General features: G+C 65.0%; 14 protein-coding genes and 3 pseudogenes. 6 read left to right on the forward strand and 11 right to left on the reverse strand.

Features of this window, described 5'->3' with window-relative positions:
• Positions 1-513: 513 nt before the first annotated feature.
• Positions 514-654, forward strand: a pseudogene (locus CKO28_RS29730) (IS1634 family transposase N-terminal domain-related protein); the annotation flags it as partial.
• 537 nt (positions 655-1,191) lie between these two features.
• Here the strand turns inward: CKO28_RS29730 and CKO28_RS28580 are convergent.
• The 5 genes and pseudogenes from CKO28_RS28580 to CKO28_RS20850 all read right to left on the reverse strand — a co-directional run.
• Positions 1,192-2,268, reverse strand: a pseudogene (locus CKO28_RS28580) (recombinase family protein); the annotation flags it as partial.
• A 15-nt stretch (positions 2,269-2,283) separates the two neighbouring features.
• Positions 2,284-2,475, reverse strand: a complete 192-nt coding sequence (locus CKO28_RS20835) for a hypothetical protein (protein WP_200342748.1) — start codon at positions 2,473-2,475, stop codon at positions 2,284-2,286.
• Positions 2,476-2,517: 42 nt separating this feature from the next.
• On the reverse strand, positions 2,518-3,306 hold the full coding sequence (locus CKO28_RS20840; protein ID WP_200342749.1) for a DNA-binding protein: 789 nt from the start codon (positions 3,304-3,306) through the stop codon (positions 2,518-2,520).
• Between the two features lie 298 nt (positions 3,307-3,604).
• A complete protein-coding gene (locus CKO28_RS20845) occupies positions 3,605-5,101 on the reverse strand; it encodes an AAA family ATPase (protein ID WP_200342750.1) in 1,497 nt (498 codons plus the stop codon).
• Between the two features lie 48 nt (positions 5,102-5,149).
• Positions 5,150-5,857, reverse strand: a complete 708-nt coding sequence (locus CKO28_RS20850) for a hypothetical protein (RefSeq protein ID WP_200342751.1) — start codon at positions 5,855-5,857, stop codon at positions 5,150-5,152.
• Positions 5,858-5,977: 120 nt separating this feature from the next.
• Here CKO28_RS20850 and CKO28_RS20855 point away from each other — a divergent pair, with 120 nt between their 5' ends.
• The 3 genes from CKO28_RS20855 to CKO28_RS20865 all read left to right on the forward strand — a co-directional run bounded on the left by CKO28_RS20855 (position 5,978) and on the right by CKO28_RS20865 (position 8,209).
• Positions 5,978-6,181, forward strand: a complete 204-nt coding sequence (locus tag CKO28_RS20855) for a helix-turn-helix domain-containing protein (RefSeq protein WP_200342752.1) — start codon at positions 5,978-5,980, stop codon at positions 6,179-6,181.
• 232 nt (positions 6,182-6,413) lie between these two features.
• Positions 6,414-6,563 (forward strand): hypothetical protein, encoded by a 150-nt coding sequence (locus CKO28_RS20860; RefSeq protein ID WP_200342753.1) that lies wholly within the window; start codon positions 6,414-6,416, stop codon positions 6,561-6,563.
• A gap of 437 nt (positions 6,564-7,000) precedes the next feature.
• Positions 7,001-8,209 carry an IS91 family transposase gene (locus CKO28_RS20865; protein ID WP_200342754.1) on the forward strand — a complete coding sequence of 403 codons (1,209 nt, stop codon included), beginning with the start codon at positions 7,001-7,003 and terminating at the stop codon, positions 8,207-8,209.
• 545 nt (positions 8,210-8,754) lie between these two features.
• Here CKO28_RS20865 and CKO28_RS20870 read toward each other — a convergent pair.
• From CKO28_RS20870 to CKO28_RS20895, 6 genes are all read right to left on the reverse strand, one after another.
• Positions 8,755-9,582, reverse strand: a complete 828-nt coding sequence (locus CKO28_RS20870; RefSeq protein ID WP_200342755.1) for a phosphodiesterase — start codon at positions 9,580-9,582, stop codon at positions 8,755-8,757.
• Positions 9,579-10,649, reverse strand: a complete 1,071-nt coding sequence (locus CKO28_RS20875) for an ABC transporter ATP-binding protein (protein ID WP_200342756.1) — start codon at positions 10,647-10,649, stop codon at positions 9,579-9,581. The genes CKO28_RS20870 and CKO28_RS20875 overlap by 4 nt, the downstream gene beginning before the upstream one ends.
• On the reverse strand, positions 10,646-11,455 hold the full coding sequence (locus CKO28_RS20880) for an ABC transporter permease (protein WP_200342757.1): 810 nt from the start codon (positions 11,453-11,455) through the stop codon (positions 10,646-10,648). Before CKO28_RS20880 ends, CKO28_RS20875 begins: the two co-directional genes overlap by 4 nt.
• A 6-nt stretch (positions 11,456-11,461) precedes the next feature.
• Positions 11,462-12,283, reverse strand: coding sequence for an ABC transporter permease (locus CKO28_RS20885; RefSeq protein WP_437127645.1), 822 nt, complete (start codon positions 12,281-12,283; stop codon positions 11,462-11,464).
• A gap of 75 nt (positions 12,284-12,358) precedes the next feature.
• Complete coding sequence (locus CKO28_RS20890) at positions 12,359-13,327, reverse strand: ABC transporter substrate-binding protein (RefSeq protein ID WP_437127646.1); 969 nt, start codon at positions 13,325-13,327, stop codon at positions 12,359-12,361.
• 41 nt (positions 13,328-13,368) lie between these two features.
• Positions 13,369-14,430: a LacI family DNA-binding transcriptional regulator gene (locus tag CKO28_RS20895; RefSeq protein ID WP_200342758.1), complete on the reverse strand. Its 1,062-nt coding sequence runs from the start codon at positions 14,428-14,430 to the stop codon at positions 13,369-13,371.
• A gap of 345 nt (positions 14,431-14,775) precedes the next feature.
• Here CKO28_RS20895 and CKO28_RS20900 point away from each other — a divergent pair.
• Positions 14,776-15,984, forward strand: a pseudogene (locus CKO28_RS20900) (IS91 family transposase).
• 629 nt (positions 15,985-16,613) lie between these two features.
• Positions 16,614-16,890 (forward strand): CYTH domain-containing protein (locus tag CKO28_RS20905; RefSeq protein ID WP_200342759.1); only part of this gene is annotated, 277 nt, incomplete at its 3' end.

Genomic DNA, 16,890 nt, shown 5'->3' on the forward strand with positions numbered 1-16,890 from the left:
GTTCAGCTTGGCCTCGACCTTGGCCAAGCGCTCCTCCAGCGCCACGATGTAGTCGACCAGTTCGTCCTTGGAATGCTGCTTCAGCTCTTCCCGCCGACTCATACCATTCTGGAATCATACCAGAGTCCGGGCGTAAAGAGCTGACCCGAGCTGCTGCTGGACTGATCCGGCAGGCTAGAAACTCACGGGCCCACCCCCGGGGGTGAGCAGCTACGGTTGATGAGGTTGGGGCTTGGCCCGTAACGCGAGGCTCCACACCAGCGCGTTCCCGACCGGAAAGCCGCCGTTCTTGGTGTGACAGTTCCAGAGACGGTGCGACGCTGCGCGGAGGTCTCGTGCTGCTTCTACGCGCCCTTGCTCGTTGCCGGCGTCTTTAGGCCGGACTTTTTACTTGCAGAATTCGCTAACTTCCTGATTGGAAACGCAAAACGGGCATTTGGGCGCGGCGGGCGTACCCATGTAAATGGGTGCGTTATGCGTTGACATATTTGGCGGAGCGCGATTCGATAAGCCATGTACATCGAACGCGTTCCCAACCGGCAATCCCCGCCCGCCGTCCTGCTGCGGGAAGGCTACCGCGCTGACGGCAAGATCAAAAAGCGCACCCTGGCTAACCTCTCCGATTGGCCGACGCACCTGGTTGAGGGCCCCCGCAACCACTGTTAGCAAACGCCCCGGCGCCCCAAGGTCGTGGGGGCGTTTCACGTCGGGCGTCGTCGCGAAGTTCACCAGCGCAACCAGCGGCCCGGAGATGTCGACCTCCCAGCCGCCGTCGACCGGGCGCGCGTACAACGCCGACACCAGCGCCTGCATAATGGTCGCCGCCTCCGACGTCGTGTCGGGGTGTTGAAGCATGCGCTCCATGTTGTGGATGTTCATCAGGAAGACGTCGGCCATCCGGCCGTGCGACTGCACGACCGGCGGCGTTTCGAGGTTCGCCAGCTTGCCTTCCGCGACGCGTTTGCGCTCCTCCAGGTCGGTCAGCTCTTGCTGAACCGAGTCCGAGATCACACCGCGTTTGAGGACGTTCAGGAGATTTTCGATATCCTGCTTCGCTTTCTTGAGTTCCTTTCTGAGTTGCCGCTCCTCGGCCAGCATCTCCTCGCGCCGGCGATTCACCTCCTCGACGTAGCGCTGTTCGAACGCCTCCGCGTATTCGTCGCGGAAAAGCTCGGTTTTGAGCAGGTTCAGCACCATCTGCTCCAGGCGGTCCGCGCGAACCCCGCGGCGGTTCGTGCAAAGGCCGCCGCTCTTGTGGTTGCGGCAATGGTAGTACTTGCCGTTGACGTTCATCCGGCCGTCGCATTCCGGACAAAACAGCAGACCGGCGAGCAGCCGCTTGGGCCGGTGGCCGCGGGCCATGCGCTTGCCCGGGTTGTCGCCCCGCTGGGCGCCGTTCCGAGATTGCCTTGCCTTGACGCGCTCCCAGAGCTTGTCGTCGACGATCCGCAGATCCGGGCGATCTACGGTCACCCATTCTTCTTGGTCGCGCACCTGCGGAACGCGGCACTCAGTCTCGGGGTCGCGGCACCAGTTACGACGGTTCCACACGGCTCGGCCGATGTAGCGCGTGTTATTCAGGATGCCCGTCCCGCGCGAGCGGTGCCCGAGGATGGTGGTGTGCTGCCAGGCTTTGGCGCGGCGCGGCCTCGGGATCTCCTCGCGGTTCAGGTCGCGGGCGATTTTTTGCGGTGAGCGACCGTCTGCGTACTCGTGAAAAATGCGGCGCACAATCGCGGCTTCGTCCTGGTCGACCACCTCCTTGGACGTCCCGTCCGTTTGGACTTCGTTGCGGTAGCCGTAGCAGGTACCCCCCGTGGACTGGCCGCGCTGGGCCCGCGCGTTCAAACCGCGCCAGGTCTTTTCCCGCACATTGCGGATGAACTCCGCGGCGACGTACCCGTTCATGGCGAGCTTCATCGGGTCGATATCGCCCTCGCGAAGGCTCACAATCCGGGTGCCGACGAAGGCGGCAACCTTGTGGAAGCCGAACAGATGCTCCTGATCCCGGCCAAGCCGATCGAGCGCCTCGATCCGCACGATGTCGATCTTCCGGTCCCGGACATCTTGGCGAAGGCGCTTTAACCCGGGCCGCCCCTCGATCTCTCCAGTGATCGCCTCGTCGCCATAGGTGTCGACTAGCCGTTCCTCCGGCCCCATGACGGATTTGATGAGCGCCCATTGATCGACAACGCTGAGTTCATTCTGCTTGTCGTCCGAGTACCTGGCGTAGATTGCCGTACGGATCGTCATCGCGGGACCCTGCATCTGTTGTTGCGAACCTTACCGGTTCTTCCGAGAGTGGGTACGGCGGCTGAGCTTCGGGGCATCCGTGAATTCGCCATCCGCGTGCTTCTCTGCGGTACGCCGCGCGATCAGATCGATCATGCGGTACACGGCTTCGGTGGCGTCTTGGTTGGCGGAGTCCTCGTGCGGTGCCGGTGCCGGGGACTGCTCTGTTCTGTCGTCGGTCATCCTAAGCCTTTCGTTGTCGGTCGGTGGTGACAGCGCGGTCGACTACGCTGTTTGTTTGTTTGTTCGTTTGTTCGTTTTCGGCTGCCGCTGCTTCGTTGAGCTGTTCGCCTTGGCGGTCGGCTTGCCGTTCTCACCCTGCTTTTTGCCAGCGTTTGCCCGATCCGATCGGCCCGGCTTCTGAGCCTGTTTCGCGGCCCCTTCCCCTAGCTTCGCTTCAGCGCGTGTCGCCCGCTCACACCATGCGACGACCTCGGCTTGCAGTTCGGAGACCTGTTTTTCGGCGGCATCCGCGCGGGCAGTCTCAGCCGTCAGCCGTTCTTCGAGCTCGCGAAGTTTCAAATATGTTTCCTGGGCGTCCTCTTGTGCGGCTGCTGCCTTGCGTTCGGCTTCTTCGCGTTCGAAATCCAGTTCATCGTAGTACTGAGAGGTGTCGACCCATTCTTCGTGGACGTCTTGTTTCTGGGCCGCGAGATCTTCACGCTCTGCTTCAAGCTTTCGCTCCCACTCCTGGCGCGCTTCTCTAAGCGCGCGCTGGATAGCCGCGTAGAGTTGAGTGTCCACGCTATCGCGGAGCTCGCGATGAAGCGTAGCAAGCGCCTCGGGCATCTCTTGTTCGGACACGGCATCGCAGGCGGGACTGTCCTCCTGAAGGGCATCCCACCGCGCTTTCAAGCTGTACGGGTTCCCGTGCCGGATAAGTCCGCGCAGCCGGGAGCCGGTGACTTTGAGCCCCTGATTTACGAGCCCACGACCGGTTTCCAGGATCGTCGCGTCCGAGACTTCCCGGGGCCGACCGATTTGGGCCCCCTCATTGCGTTGCGCGTCAGGCATAGTCTTCCCCCAATTCAGAAACCAGGCAATCCCGGTCTCCGGTGATAGCTGACGTCACCGGATAAGAAGAGATGTCCGGTACGTCGTTTTCAGTCGGAGATAGTTGGCTTTAGGCTTACAGTTCGACGTGTAAGCTCTTTAGGAAGCTTGGGTGCTTCCAGGTCGCTGTGTTGACCATATTGATGCCTATTGCCGTTTTCTCCGCTGCGACCGGAATTGGCGCACGTTTTTTCAGAGCGCAAGAGCGATCGAGGAAATTTTTGGAAAAGGCGCTGGCTTCGGAGATTCCCGAGCCGTCTCAGTGAACCGTTTGCGGCCGCTTTTCGCCGCACGCGATCGCTGTGTAGATAGCGCCGGCGACGGTGCGAAAATCGCGGCCAGCGGCCAATGCGTCGCGCAGGTCCCCCCATACCTCAGTTGGTACCGGCAAGGCGGCGTCCGTCGGCCACTCCAGTTGCTGTCGGACATCCGCGGCGATGCTCGCAAGCGCGGCATCAGCGTGTCGCTCGCCCGGTACGTCAAGCCGCACGCGGCGGACGCGCGACAGCAAGGCCTCGGGCAGGGTCGAAGCATCGTTGGCCGTCAGCAGCCACGACACTCGACTGAGATCGCATTCGCCCATCAGGCACTCGTCCGGCCAACGCCGTGCCGTCTTCGCGTCGAGCATGCCGAGAAGCGTGGCGTGCAGATCGCCGTTATGGCTCGCCCGCGCCTTATCGACTTCGTCCAAGAGGATCAGCGGATTGGCGACGCCGGTCCGGGCGATGGCGAGAAGCGGATAGGCCGGCTGGGCACCACTCCATCCGCGCGCGGTGCCAGCCAAAAGCCTATTGTCGCTCGATCCGCCTGCATCGATGCGGGCAAGGCGTCCGCCGAGCAGGTCGGCGAGCTTCTCGGCGAAGAAGCTTTTGCCGCAGCCGGGCGGGCCTTCCAGGAGCAGCGGGCGCAGTTGAAGCCACGGTCGGCCGGTAACCTCCGCCAGCCGGAGATCCTTGGAAACGGCCTCGACCGCCTCTTCCATCCACGGGAACCAGCTCATCATCACGTCGCACACCGTGTCCGCCGAAGTCGGCACGCTGGTGAGCGGCATCGGCTCTGTCAGATGGCCGTAGGTTCGCCGAAACTTCCGGCCTTCCGACGACTCTCTGTCGCCGATCGCCGAAACGACACGGACACGCGCCGCTTCTTCGACGGGGTCTTGCCGGCGACCACCGGTACCCCGGTTCTCCCGAAAGCTCTCCACGGGCAGGAAAATCGGCGTCAGCTCGCTCGTGTCGATCTGAGCGATGACATCGGCAACCTCTTTCGGCGAGGGGCACCGTTGCAGCGCGTCGGTACAGAACCGACGCACGACCGCGGCATCGTCGATCCGCCATGCACAGCGATAGGCCGACCACAGGGCGTGCAGGGCATCCGGGTCCAGCGTGCTGTCGCCGCTGTCCGCATTGGCACGCCGGATCTGGTCGCGCAGATCGAGGAGATGCGCGATTGTAAGGATGAGGCTCGCTTCCTCGCGCCCCATGCTGCCGGAGATCATGAGCCACCCCATTGCCCTGTTGCTCGGCCGGCTCTCGCCGCGCATGAAGCTGTCGGTCCCTGCGATGAAAACCGCGATATCCAGGGCGGTCTTCGGATCGGGATCGTCTTCGAACCCGCGGATCAGCTCTTGGAAGGGACCGTCGACATCGAGGCTGTAGTGGACGACTTCAGCACGATGCTGCGCCGCTTTCTCGCCGGAGTTGACGAGGGCGCGCGGTGTCGTGCCGATCCAAAGTGAGAGGGGGCCAGTGGACATGGGTCAGTTCCTTTCATGTCAGATGGGAGAGTTACTTCTGTCTCGGGATTACAGGCCTTTCAGGCCGAAGCTCGGCTTGCCCTGTGAGCCGAAAAACGCCGGGAGGCGTGCTTCCAGTTCGTGACGCCCGAAGGCAAGGGCGGCATCGATCTGGGCACTGACGGGAAAGCCGAAGTGCTCATCGAGCTCGTCGCCAGCAACGCTGAGCTGATGCGGCAACCCGCTCCGGCCGTAGAACGAGACAGCGAACGCCTCGACCCGTTCGGCACCGAGACACTGCGACCGCGCCCACGACCGCCCGAGCATCTGCAGGCACTGAAGATCGCGCGTTTCCGACCGGATGGTCGCGGAGCTGAGCTTCGCTTGGCCCCTTTTGGCTTCGACGAACTGCAGCGTCCCGGTCGGCTCGTGAAAGCCAATCACGTCGGGGCGCACCGTGCGCGGACCCCGCGGGTCGTACGGCAGCTCGGTCTGAAGGCATGCCGAAATATTGTGACGTGACGCCAACCGGTCTGCGTCTGCCGAGATCGTGATGTCCTCCGGCGGTAGGACTTTGTAGCCCGGCGACTCAGCCAGGATCTGCGCGAGCACTGACTGCAGGATTGCGCCGTGCTTGTGCAGCAAGTTGGTCGTAACCCGATGGAGCCAACCAAACGTCTCGCCGAGCAGCGGGTCGTCCACAGCGGCGACGGCCAGCGCATCGTCGATATCCTGGCGAATGATGGTCTTGATCGGGGTCGGCACTTCGTGATTCATGTGAGCACCTCCGTTGCAGGGTAACCGCGGATTATGCAGGACCCGGCATCAATGTCAACATAAAATTAGCGGGCCCGCCCGAATATGATCACCAGAGAGCAATGCCGAGGAGCACGCGCGATGCTTGGCTGGTCGCGCGAAGACCTTGCGGAAGCCGCGCGTGTCGGCCATCGAACGATCGTGGACTTCGAAAGAGGGGCGCGGCAGCCCTACGAACGCACCGTGCGCGATCTCCAAACTGCGCTTGAAGCAGGGGGCATCGAGTTTTTGATCCCGGACCACGACAAGGGGCCGGGGCTACGACTCAACCGACTTGTCGAATAGCGGATCGTCGCGGTGACAGAGGTATCGCGTTAGCTTTTCGGGGTGGCGCAAATCGACTGAGACGTGGATCGCGTTTTTGATGCGAGAGAGACTTCACGCGTAACGGGTTGCACCCAGCCAGACCGAATTCGGTAGTGACGTTTAAATCGACGTTTGTTGCAAAACGCCGCCCTTAAGTCTGTATTTGTTGCAGAAGGTGCCACAAACCCGGCGTTAGGAGCGGTTTCGGCCCTTGGCCTATCCCGTCGTTTTTCACGTCGGGAATGGGGGCCGGATCGGCCAGCCCGGCCGGCTGCGCCTGGCCCCGCGCCCCGAAGCGGCCGACGCGAAGACCAAGCTGGTGGGGCGCAAGGAGCGCAAGGGCTACCGGCGGATCGGATGACCGAGGGCGGATGCCGCTCCACGACGGCGAAGGCCGGCGGAAATACATTACCGCCGACCAGCGGGCGCGCTACAGGCGCGCTTTCTCGCCGCGGCCGAGCATGCCCCGCGCGAGACCCGGGCCTTCTGCCTCACGCTGTGTTACACCGGATGTCGGCTCAGTGAGGCGCTTGCGCTCACCGCCGATCGCGTCGACCTGGATGCAGGGGTGGTTGGCAATCGCGGCTCGCATGTGGAGATGAAGGCGTCCGCTGCCCCGGATACAGCGGACGACGTGCTTCGAGGTTACGTCGGCTGGGATGGGCCAGGGGACTAAACCGCTCGCGCGGTAGCCCAGGCGGGCAAGAGCGTTTTCTGGCGCAACGATGTGCCTCGGTCGCGTAGGATCTGCGTTTCGCCGGCGGATGTCCGTGGTCCGCCATCGCCGGAGGTGGCGCGATGCGTCGTTCCTCGCTCGGGCTCTCGGATATCCTCCACGCCCAGGGCGCCGCCTATCGTCAGGCCCACGCCGGCCGACTCAGCCTCGGCCAGCTCAAGGTCATGGCCGCGATCGAGCAATGCCGCACGGCGGCCCTGGGTGGGCACGTCGCGGCCTGCCACGACTGCGGCCATACCCGGATCGCCTACAACTCCTGCCGCAACCGGCATTGTCCCGGTTGCCAGGGCGCGGCCGCCCACGCCTGGCTGGCGGCCCGGCAGGCCGACCTGCTCCCCGTCCCGTATTACCATCTCGTCTTCACGCTGCCGGCGGCGGTCGCCGACATCGCCTACCAGAACAAGGCGGCGATCTACGCCATCCTGTTCAAGGCGACCGCCGAGACCCTGCTGACCATCGCCGCCGATCCCAAGCACCTCGGCGCCCGCATCGGCTTCACCGCCGTCCTGCACACCTGGGGCTCGGCGATGACGCATCATCCGCATCTGCACTGCATCGTCCCCGGCGGCGGCTTCAGTCCGGACAGTCGGCGCTGGATCGCCTGCCGGCCCGGCTTCTTTCTGCCGGTGCGCGTGCTGTCCCGACTGTTCCGCCGGCTGGTCCTGGAGCAGCTCACCGCCGCCCATGCCGCCGGTCAGCTCGCCTTCTTCGGCGACCATGCCGGTCTCACTGACCTGCACGCCTTCAAGCGCTTCCTCGCGCCGCTGCGCGAACAGGAGTGGGTGGTCTACGCCAAGCGCCCCTTCGCCGGACCCGAGGCCGTGCTCGCCTACCTCGCGCGCTACACCCACCGCGTCGCCATCGCCAACAGCCGCCTGCTGCGCTTCGACGAGACAGGGGTGACCTTCAGATGGAAGGACTATCGCTTGGAAGGGCGGACCCGGCACAAGACGATGACCTTGCCGCCGGCGGAGTTCATCCGGCGCTTCCTGCTGCACGTCCTGCCCGCCGGCTTCCATCGGATCCGCCACTACGGCTTCCTCGCCAACGCCCGGCGCGTCGTCAACGTCGCTCAGGCCCGCGCCCTGATCGCCGAGCCCCAGCCGCCCGCCGACACCGACACCGACCCGACGACATCCGAGCCGCCGCGCGCCAGCCCACCACCGTGCCCGCACTGCGGTGGCATCATGGCCGTCGTCGAAACCTTCCTGCCGGGGACCCAGCCCCGTGCGCCGCCGTCCGGACGCGCTGCTGTGGCGATCGCCGCATGACCCGCCGCCGAGATCACTCAATCCGACCCGCTCCGTCCGGCTCTCCCATCTCAGCCGGCCAAACGCACTCGCGCGACTACAGCCGGAACCGCTTCTCCGGACGGGGATCGAACCGACCCGGCAACTCGGTCCAGTCGCTCGCGGCCTCCGCGTCGTCGCGGCACCGTCGCCCCGCGCCGATAACAGCCACCGCCGACGCACTCATCGGGACAGCCCCGAGGTTACTTTCTCCATAACCACCGGCCCGCACCGCCCGTAGCTACTCGGCCCGCGGTTTCCTCCCTTGAGCTTTCTCGGACGTCTGCCGATCGTGCCGCGGCGAGACACCTGCGTTCGGCAGACATCCAAGAAACCTTCACAACAGCGGCCGAAGCCCGGTTCGTCGGCTAGGATGCGAGTAGTCTGTACACTCGGTCGAGGCCGACCAACGCGGCACCGGTGTAGAACGGCGAGGGATCACGGCGCCGATCGGCGGCGCGACAGCCGCTTGATTCAGAGCAATTCCCTTGGCGTGATCCTTGCTCCGACGCACACCTAAGGCATTGTCAGCGACTGAGCGTACGCCCCTCGGCATCGAAAAAGGGATACGGCCCGGCATAATTCTCGAGAAAAACCACGTGTGACAGAAGGGCCGTGCCTGTGGAATAAAACAGCCGCACGGCCGGCGGCTCCAGGTAGAACTGCGGCGTTGCGTCGGACCGGGTGTCCAGTGCAACCGCGTGCGCCGGCGCTGGCGCGATACTGGTCGGAATGCCGGCGATGCAGGTTTCTATCGCGCGATGAACGTGTCCGCATGCTACGTGGCTAACGTGCGAATGACGCCGCAATACAGCATAGAGCTGATCGCCGTCGCGAAGGTTCTGACGGTCCATGTGCGGGATCCCGGTGGCGAAAGGCGGATGGTGCAGAAAGATCAGAGTGGGGATGGCCGCGCTTGCGCTCAGGGTGGCGTCGAGCCAGTCGAGGCGTGCCTTCCCAAGGTTGCCGTGAGCTTCCCCGGGCACGGTGCTGTCCAGGCCCACGACCTGCACGCCGCCCAGGTCGAACCGCCAGCATATGCCTAGATCCAGGCTGACCTCTCCAGGAAGTCCGTAATCAGCGAACTCCGCCAGCATGACAGCGGGATCATCGTGATTGCCGGGAAGCACTACATAGGGGCAGGCGAGGCGGTCGAGCAGCTGGCGCGCGGTGCGCATCTCTGCCGGGGTGCCGAAGTCGGTAAGGTCGCCGCTGACGACCACCGCATCGGGACGCGGCACCAGCTGGTTCAAGGCGTTCACGGCGCGCTCCAGATAGGCTGCGGTCTCAACGCGCTCGTAAGCCAACACGCCAGGCTCGCGCACGTGCGGGTCACTGAGCTGCACCAGCTTCATTCGGTCGTCTCCAGCTCGGGCTCACAGGACAGAATGACGTGATCCGTGTCCAGGCGCACCGGCAGGCGCTGCCCCACCCGGACGTCCGCTCGGGCGGGGGCGTCGACCGCCAGGCCGCGGTGACCGATACCGGCCAACACGACACGCTGGCGGTCGCCGAGGAAAAGCGCGGTTTCGACCGTGCCGACGAAGTGCGCCGCGTCCGGCGCACAGACCGTTACGTTTTCTGGGCGGACCAGGACCGAACGCACGACCGCGCTGTTATTGTCCGCACATGGACCGATTTCGGTACCCAGAACCTCAAGGCGTCCATCGCGCGTGGCAGCAGCAAGTCGGTTGATCGTGCCAACGAAGTCCGCGACGAAGCCGTCGGCTGGTTGGAAGTAGACCTCCTCGGGGCTGGCGAGCTGGACGATTTCCCCGGCGTTCATGATTGCGAGCCGGTCGCCCAGGGCCATGGCCTCGGCTTGATCGTGGGTGACATAGACGGTCGTGGTGCCGAGCCGGCGCAGCAGCTGGTCGAGCTCGACACGAAGGCGTTCGCGCAGCAGCGCGTCCAGCGCCGTGAGCGGCTCGTCCAGCAGCAGGACATGGGGCTCGATGGCGATCGCGCGTGCAAGCGCAACCCGCTGGCGTTGGCCACCGGATAGTTGATCGACGTGGCGATCGCCCAACTCGTCCAGCCGCATCATCGAGAGTAACTCGTCGACCCGCTCCCGGCGTGCGCGACGCGACCAGCGCCTTACCCGAAGGCCGTAGCCGACGTTGTCGCGCACCGACATGTTCGGGAAGAGCGCGTAGGACTGGAAGACCATCCCGACACGCCGGCGTTCGATCGGTTGGTCGGTGACGTCGGTGCCCGCAAACAGAACGCGGCCCCCTGCGTCGGGTTGCTCCAGTCCGGCGATCAGGCGCAAAAGCGTGGTCTTGCCACAGCCGGAGGGGCCGAGCAGCACCAGGGTTTCACCGCCCGCGATCTGCAGGTCGGCTCGGCGCACGGCCGGTGTCCCATCGGTGAAGGTCTTGGCGCATCCTGTGAGCTCGATCGACGTGGGGTGATCGCTCATCTCGGTGCCGGCCGCGTTCGGGCGACGCGCGTCAGGTCCGCCCAGATCTGGATCGCCGCCAGGAGCGGTACGATCAGCATGAAAAAGATCAGCGTGTAGGCGCTGGCGACCTCCAGGCGCATCGACGCGTAGCTGTCGGCCAGTCCGATTGGCAGCGTCTTCATGGCGGGGGTGTGCAGCATCCATGTCAGGTTGAATTCCCCGATTGAGAGTGTGATGACCATGAGGGACCCGGCGAGAATGCCGGACCTGGCGTTCGGCAGGACGACGTTAAGGAAGCGTTGCCGGAACGAGGCCCCTAGGCTGGCGGCGCTGTCCTCCAGTTCACGCAGTTGGCCGCTCGCCATCACCGCCAGGACGGGGCGGACCATAAAGGGGAGCGTGAACAGCACGTGGCCGGTCAGGATGAAGCTCCAGTTCTGCCGGAAGGATCCGACGCCGCCGTATGTCACGATCAGGGCCAGCGCGATCGCCAGGCCAGGGATTGCGATTGGCAGCACGATCAACTCTTCGACGATCCGCCCCATCCACCCCCTTGTGCGCGCGAGGACGTAGGCGAGCGGCACCCCGATGGCCAGCGTTACCACAAGGCAGGCACCGGCGATCCCCAGTGATAGCCAGATGGTGTCGCTATACATGTCGAGGACCTGCCACACCCATTTCAGTGTGAGGCCGCTCTCGATCCCGATCAGGTAGGTTCTCGTTACACCGGCGACGATGGACAGGCCGACGGGGACGAGCAGGAACGCGGCAACGGCCAGCGTGAAGACGAGCTGAGCCCAGAATCCCAATCGCCGACGGGCCATGACAGCTTAGGCTCCCGTGGCCACAGCCGTGTCCGACAGGCGGCGAGCGATCAGCAGTGCGCCCCATGTCACCGCGCCGAGAACGACGGACAAGCTGGCTGCGCTGGCGATATTCGCGTTCAGCGTGAACTCGGTATAGATCGTCATGGGCAGAACATCGATATCGGTAGCAAGTGTGAAGGCCGTTCCGAAGGCACCCATAGCAGTGGCGAAACAAATCGAACCAGCTGAGATAAGTCCGGGGCGCAGCGCCGGCAGCACTACGTCAATCACTACCCGCCAGGTGGGGGCGCCGAGTGAACGGGCCGCCTCCTCGCGCGCCGGGTCGAGCGTCTCCGCCTGGGCCATTACGGTCAGGATCACGCGCGGGATGGAGAAGTACAGGTAGCCGAGATAAAGCCCGCCGATCGAGTAGGCGAGCACGATCTGCTCGCCGATCGAAGCTGAGCTCACGGCGGCCAGCAGCCCCTGCCGTCCGGCAAGTAAGATCACAAGGAAGCCGATCACCACGCCAGGGAACGCCATTGGCAGTGTCAGCGTCGAGACGAGCAGGTTGCGGCCGGGGAAGCGGTGCCGCACCAGAAATAGCCCGGCAACGCTTGCGATCGCCAGCGCGCTCAGCGTGACCAGCCCCGCCAGCACGACCGTTGCCACCATACTGGCCAGGTGTCGGCTGTTCGTGATCACGGAGGCATAGGCAGCAACCCCGTTCTCGCCCGAAGCGCCCACCGCAACCAATTGCGCCAGCGGGGCGAGAAAGAAGGTCAGCAGCACGATGCCAGCCGGCATTGCCAGCAGAATCAGGCGCGAGCGTTCGCCTCGCATCATGTCGCGGCTCCGTGTTAAGGGGGCGTTCGTGCGGCGGCGGCTCGCCAGCCGCCGCCGCACGACCCAGCGTTCGCGTTAGCGGACCTCGTTGAGGAAACGCTTCCGAACGGCTTCCTGAACCTCGGCCATCTCGCCGTAATCGACCGGCTCAGCGCGGTCATACTCGGATGGCGGCAGGAACTTCGACGCCGTCTCTTCGCTCATCGCTTCGGAGCGCACGGGGCGCAGGTAGGCGTTCGCCCAGACCTTCTGGCCTTCGTCCGACATGATGAAGTCGAGGATCTCGCGCGCGCGCTCGGGATGTGGCGCATCCTTCACCAAGCTCATCACGTAGGGAACGACAACTGTACCCTCCTGCGGGATCACGAACTCCACCGGTGCGTCGTCTTCGTATTTCGCCCGGTAGGCGTTGAAATCGTAGTCGAGCAGGATCGGAATTTCACCCGACAACACCCGGGCGTAAGAGGTCTGCTTGGGCACAATCGGGTTGTTGTCCTGCAGGCGCTGGAAGTAGTCGATCGCAGGGTCGAAGTTATCGAGCGAGCCGCCCATCGCCCGATTCGCTGCGACCGCGCCAGCGTAACCGACGAAAGCGGAGGTCGGGTCGAGATAGCCGACCATGCCCTCATAGCGCGGCTTCAAGAGGTCCGACCAGGACTGCGGGACCGGTACGTCGCCGAGCGCGGCCTTGTTGACGAAGAAGCCAAGCGTGCCGGAGTGGATCGTGAACCAATGGCCTTCGCTGTCCTTGAGGCCGTCCGGGATCTCGTCAAAGTGCTTGGGTTTATAGCTGGCCGTGACACCTTTTTGTTTGGCCTGGATGCCGAAAGAGACGCCGTAATAGGCAACGTCGGCGACGGGGTTGTCCTTTTCGGCGATCAGCTGGGAAAGGGTTTGACCCGAGTTCTTATTGTCGTGCGGCATCTCGTAGCCGAGGTCCTCCTCGATCTTGTCGAGCATGCTGGCCCAATCCGCCCACTCGGGCGGGCAATTGTAGCAGATTGCGTCGGCGGCTTGCGCGTTTTGGCCGACGGCGGCCATCATGAGGACCGTGCCGATCGCAGCGCTGATCAGGCGTGTGTGTGTCATAGCATTGCCTCGTTGCTCTGGGGTGGGCACACGGGTCGGGGGGTTGTCGGGCCGTCTTGACCGAGCGGGGCCGTCGACTCCCCGATCCGCAGCGAGAAGGGCAGAATGACCGGCATGGTCGGGTCCTGCCCGGCGCGACGGTCGAGCATTGCTTTGGCCGCCGCGTAGCCGATGTCGTAGGACGGTTGCACCACTGTGGTGAGCGACGGGACGAACTCACGGGCGAGGTCGATCCCGTCGAAACCGACCACCGAAATGTCGCGTGGGACTCGCAGCCCCATCCGGTTGGCTGCGCCGATCACGGCGATGGCGAGCCGGTCGTTGGAGCAGAACAGAGCGGTCGGTCGCGTAGCGGGCGTGCCGAGAAGCTGCTCCAACACCGGGCGGACGTCACGGGCGCTGAAGTCGACCTCCCGAACCTGCGGGGCCGGGAGACCCAAGCGCGCAATCGCGCCAACGAAGCCGTCCCGCCGCCGGCTCGCGCGGTCTGATTCCGCGAGGCGGCCGGTGATCATGGCCAACCGGCGGTGGCCCAGTTCGACCAGGTGTTCGGCCGCGACGGCCGCCGCCGCGGCGTTGTCGACCGTTACAACCGCCCGCTCGTCGGGTGTGGGTTCGTTGTAGATCAACGTGTAGGGAGCGCGGTTGGCGGCGAGCCTCTCGCGAACAACGGGCGCATCCGAGCGCGTCGCCGTCAGCGCCAAGCCGTCGACCTGGTAGCGCAGCAGGGTCTCCACGGCCTCGATTTCGCGATGCTGATCATACTCGCTCGTGGTCATCATCACGCTGTAGCCGCGCCGCCGTGCCGCAGCGTCGAAGCCCGAGACAGCCTGCGCGAAAACGGGGTTCTCGAGCGATGGAATGACGATCCCGAGCGCGCGCGTGCTGGCGGTCTTGAGGCTGCGACCGATCTGATTGGGCTGGAAGTCCAGTGCCGCTATGGCTTCGCGGACGCGCCGCCCGGTTTCGGGCCGCACTCCCGCGGTATCGTTCAGATACCGGGAAACGGTAGCGATCGAGACCTGCGCGTACTGCGCGACTTCGTGGATCGTTGTCATCGCGATACCTCCTTCTCGCGCACGATCCGCACCGCTTGTTATGTAAACGTTTTCAGATAATGAACCTTTTATTAAGTCCGCCCACCCCGTACGGCATGAGCTCGGCCCGACGCGATCGGTCGGCCAAATTACGAGAGGTCATGGTTGGCGCGTGGACATCCGTAGCCCGAGCGCATGCCCGACCGACCCACACTCCACTGATCGGCTGGTTTGGGTCATGGGACTAAACCGCGCGGTAGCCCAGGCGGGCAAGAGCGATTTCTGGCGCAACGATGTGCCTCGGTCGCGTAGGATCTGAGTTTCGCCGGCGGATGTCCGTGGTCCGCCATCGCCGGAGGTGGCGCGATGCGTGGTTCCTCGCTCGGGCTCTCGGATATCGTCCACGCCCAGGGCGCCGCCTATCGTCAGGCCCACGCCGGCCGTCTCAGCCTCGGCCAGCTCAAGGTTATGGCCGCGATCGAGCAATGCCGCACGGCGGCCCTGGGCGGGCACGTCGCGGCCTGCCATGACTGCGGCCATACCCGGATCGCCTACAACTCCTGCCGCAACCGGCACTGTCCCGGCTGCCAGGGCGCGGCCGCGCACGCCTGGCTGGCCGCCCGGCAGGCCGACCTGCTCCCCGTCCCGTATTACCATATAGTCTTCACGCTGCCGGCGGCGGTCGCCGACATCGCCTATTAGAACAAGGCGGCGATCTACGCCATCCTGTTCAAGGCGACCGCCGAGACCCTGCTGACCATCGCCGCCGATCCCAAGCACCTCGGCGCCCGCATCGGCTTCACCGCCGTCCTGCACACCTGGGGCTCGGCGATGACGCATCATCCGCATCTGCACTGCATCGTCCCCGGCGGCGGCTTCAGTCCGGACAGCCGGCGCTGGATCGCCTGCCGGCCCGGCTTCTTTCTGCCGGTGCGCGTGCTGTCCCGACTGTTCCGCCGGCTGGTCCTGGAGCAGCTCGCGCTCGCCCATGCCGCCGGCCAGCTCGCCTTCTTCTGCGACCATGCCGGTCTCACTGACCCGCAAGCCTTCAAGCGCTTCCTCGCGCCGCTGCGCGAACAGGAATGGGTCGTCTACGCCAAGCGCCCCTTCGCCGGACCCGAGGCCGTGCTCGCCTACCTCGCGCGCTACACCCACCGCGTCGCGATCGCCAACAGCCGCTTGCTCCGCCTCGACGAGACCGGGGTCACCTTCAGATGGAAGGACTATCGCCTGGAAGGGCGGACCCGCCACAAGACGATGACCCTGCCAGCCCCGGAGTTCATCCGGCGCTTCCTGCTGCACGTCCTGCCCGCCGGCTTCCATCGGATCCGCCACTACGGCTTCCTCGCCAACGCCCGGCGCGTCGCCAACGTCGCTCAGGCCCGCGCCCTGATCGCCGAGCCCCAGCCGCCCGCCGTGACCGACACCGACCCGACGATATCCGAGCCGCCGCGCGCCAGCCCACCACCGTGCCCGCACTGCGGCGGTATCATGGCCGTCATCGAGACCTTCCTGCCGGGGAGCCAGCCCCGTGCGCCGCCGTCCGGACTCGCTGCTCTGGCGATCGCCTCATGACCCGCCACCATCCCCCACTCAGGTCCAACAGCATCTCCCGGTCTGTCCATCATGGCCAGTCGCGAGAGGCCGCGCGCCCACGGCCACCATCACCTCGTCTCCGAAGGTATCGAACCAACCTTTCCTCTCAGCCCAACCGGTTTCGGCCTCGGCAACGTCGCCGCGCCGTCTACCCAGGCCGATAACTGGCCCCCTGCGGCGCAATCACCGGACCAGCCCGAGGCTACTTTCTCCATAACCACCGGCCCGCACCACCCGTAGCTATTCCGCCCGCGGTTTCCTCCCCTGAGCTTTCTCGGACGTCTGCCGATCGTGCCGCGGCGACACACCTGCGTTCGGCAGACATCCAAGGAACCTTCACATGGCCGGCCACTGCTCGGGCTGCGAGCGGCGGCCGCTTCCGATTGATGTTCGGTCGCGGTCTGTCACGCTCGTAGCCACCGCCTCAGGTCAATAGCAGAACTTCTTAGTCTCGCAAGATCGAGTAAATTCATGGTGTCAGACCCAAGGCGGCGATCCACGTCTTAGGACCGGACACCGCGGTTGGACGCAATTGACAACGCTGTCGTCGCGCACCATCGTCCACGCCCTGTAACAGTTCTGCAATCTTCGAAAGGCGACCCGCTGCGATGGCTGAGGAAGTCGAGCTGAAGCTTGCCCTGGCCCCCCACGATCTCGCGCGTCTGCCGGCGAGCGCGATGGTGCGGGCGCTCGCCACTGGCAGCGGCACCACCAAGCGCCTGGACGCGACCTATTACGACACCCCGTCGCTCACCCTGCGCCGCTACGGCATCGCGCTCAGGGTGCGGCGCGACGGCAACCGCCTGACCCAGACGCTGAAGGCGCCGCTGGCGTTCACCGCCGCCGCGGTGGCGGGCGACGGCCCGTCGCCCAGCCAGATCAACG

Source organism: Rhodovibrio sodomensis (genome assembly GCF_016583645.1).
Taxonomy (GTDB): Bacteria; Pseudomonadota; Alphaproteobacteria; order Kiloniellales; family Rhodovibrionaceae; genus Rhodovibrio; species Rhodovibrio sodomensis.

Bases quoted from the DNA above. Each gene is read 5' to 3' on its own strand.
- CKO28_RS20835 (WP_200342748.1), bottom strand. From the start codon at position 2,475: ATGACCGACGACAGAACAGAGCAGTCCCCGGCACCGGCACCGCACGAG.
- CKO28_RS20840 (WP_200342749.1), bottom strand. From the start codon at position 3,306: ATGCCTGACGCGCAACGCAATGAGGGGGCCCAAATCGGTCGGCCCCGG.
- CKO28_RS20845 (WP_200342750.1), bottom strand. From the start codon at position 5,101: ATGTCCACTGGCCCCCTCTCACTTTGGATCGGCACGACACCGCGCGCC.
- CKO28_RS20850 (WP_200342751.1), bottom strand. From the start codon at position 5,857: ATGAATCACGAAGTGCCGACCCCGATCAAGACCATCATTCGCCAGGAT.
- CKO28_RS20855 (WP_200342752.1), top strand. From the start codon at position 5,978: ATGCTTGGCTGGTCGCGCGAAGACCTTGCGGAAGCCGCGCGTGTCGGC.
- CKO28_RS20865 (WP_200342754.1), top strand. From the start codon at position 7,001: ATGCGTCGTTCCTCGCTCGGGCTCTCGGATATCCTCCACGCCCAGGGC.
- CKO28_RS20870 (WP_200342755.1), bottom strand. From the start codon at position 9,582: ATGAAGCTGGTGCAGCTCAGTGACCCGCACGTGCGCGAGCCTGGCGTG.
- CKO28_RS20875 (WP_200342756.1), bottom strand. From the start codon at position 10,649: ATGAGCGATCACCCCACGTCGATCGAGCTCACAGGATGCGCCAAGACC.
- CKO28_RS20880 (WP_200342757.1), bottom strand. From the start codon at position 11,455: ATGGCCCGTCGGCGATTGGGATTCTGGGCTCAGCTCGTCTTCACGCTG.
- CKO28_RS20885 (WP_437127645.1), bottom strand. From the start codon at position 12,283: ATGATGCGAGGCGAACGCTCGCGCCTGATTCTGCTGGCAATGCCGGCT.
- CKO28_RS20890 (WP_437127646.1), bottom strand. From the start codon at position 13,327: ATGATGGCCGCCGTCGGCCAAAACGCGCAAGCCGCCGACGCAATCTGC.
- CKO28_RS20895 (WP_200342758.1), bottom strand. From the start codon at position 14,430: ATGACAACGATCCACGAAGTCGCGCAGTACGCGCAGGTCTCGATCGCT.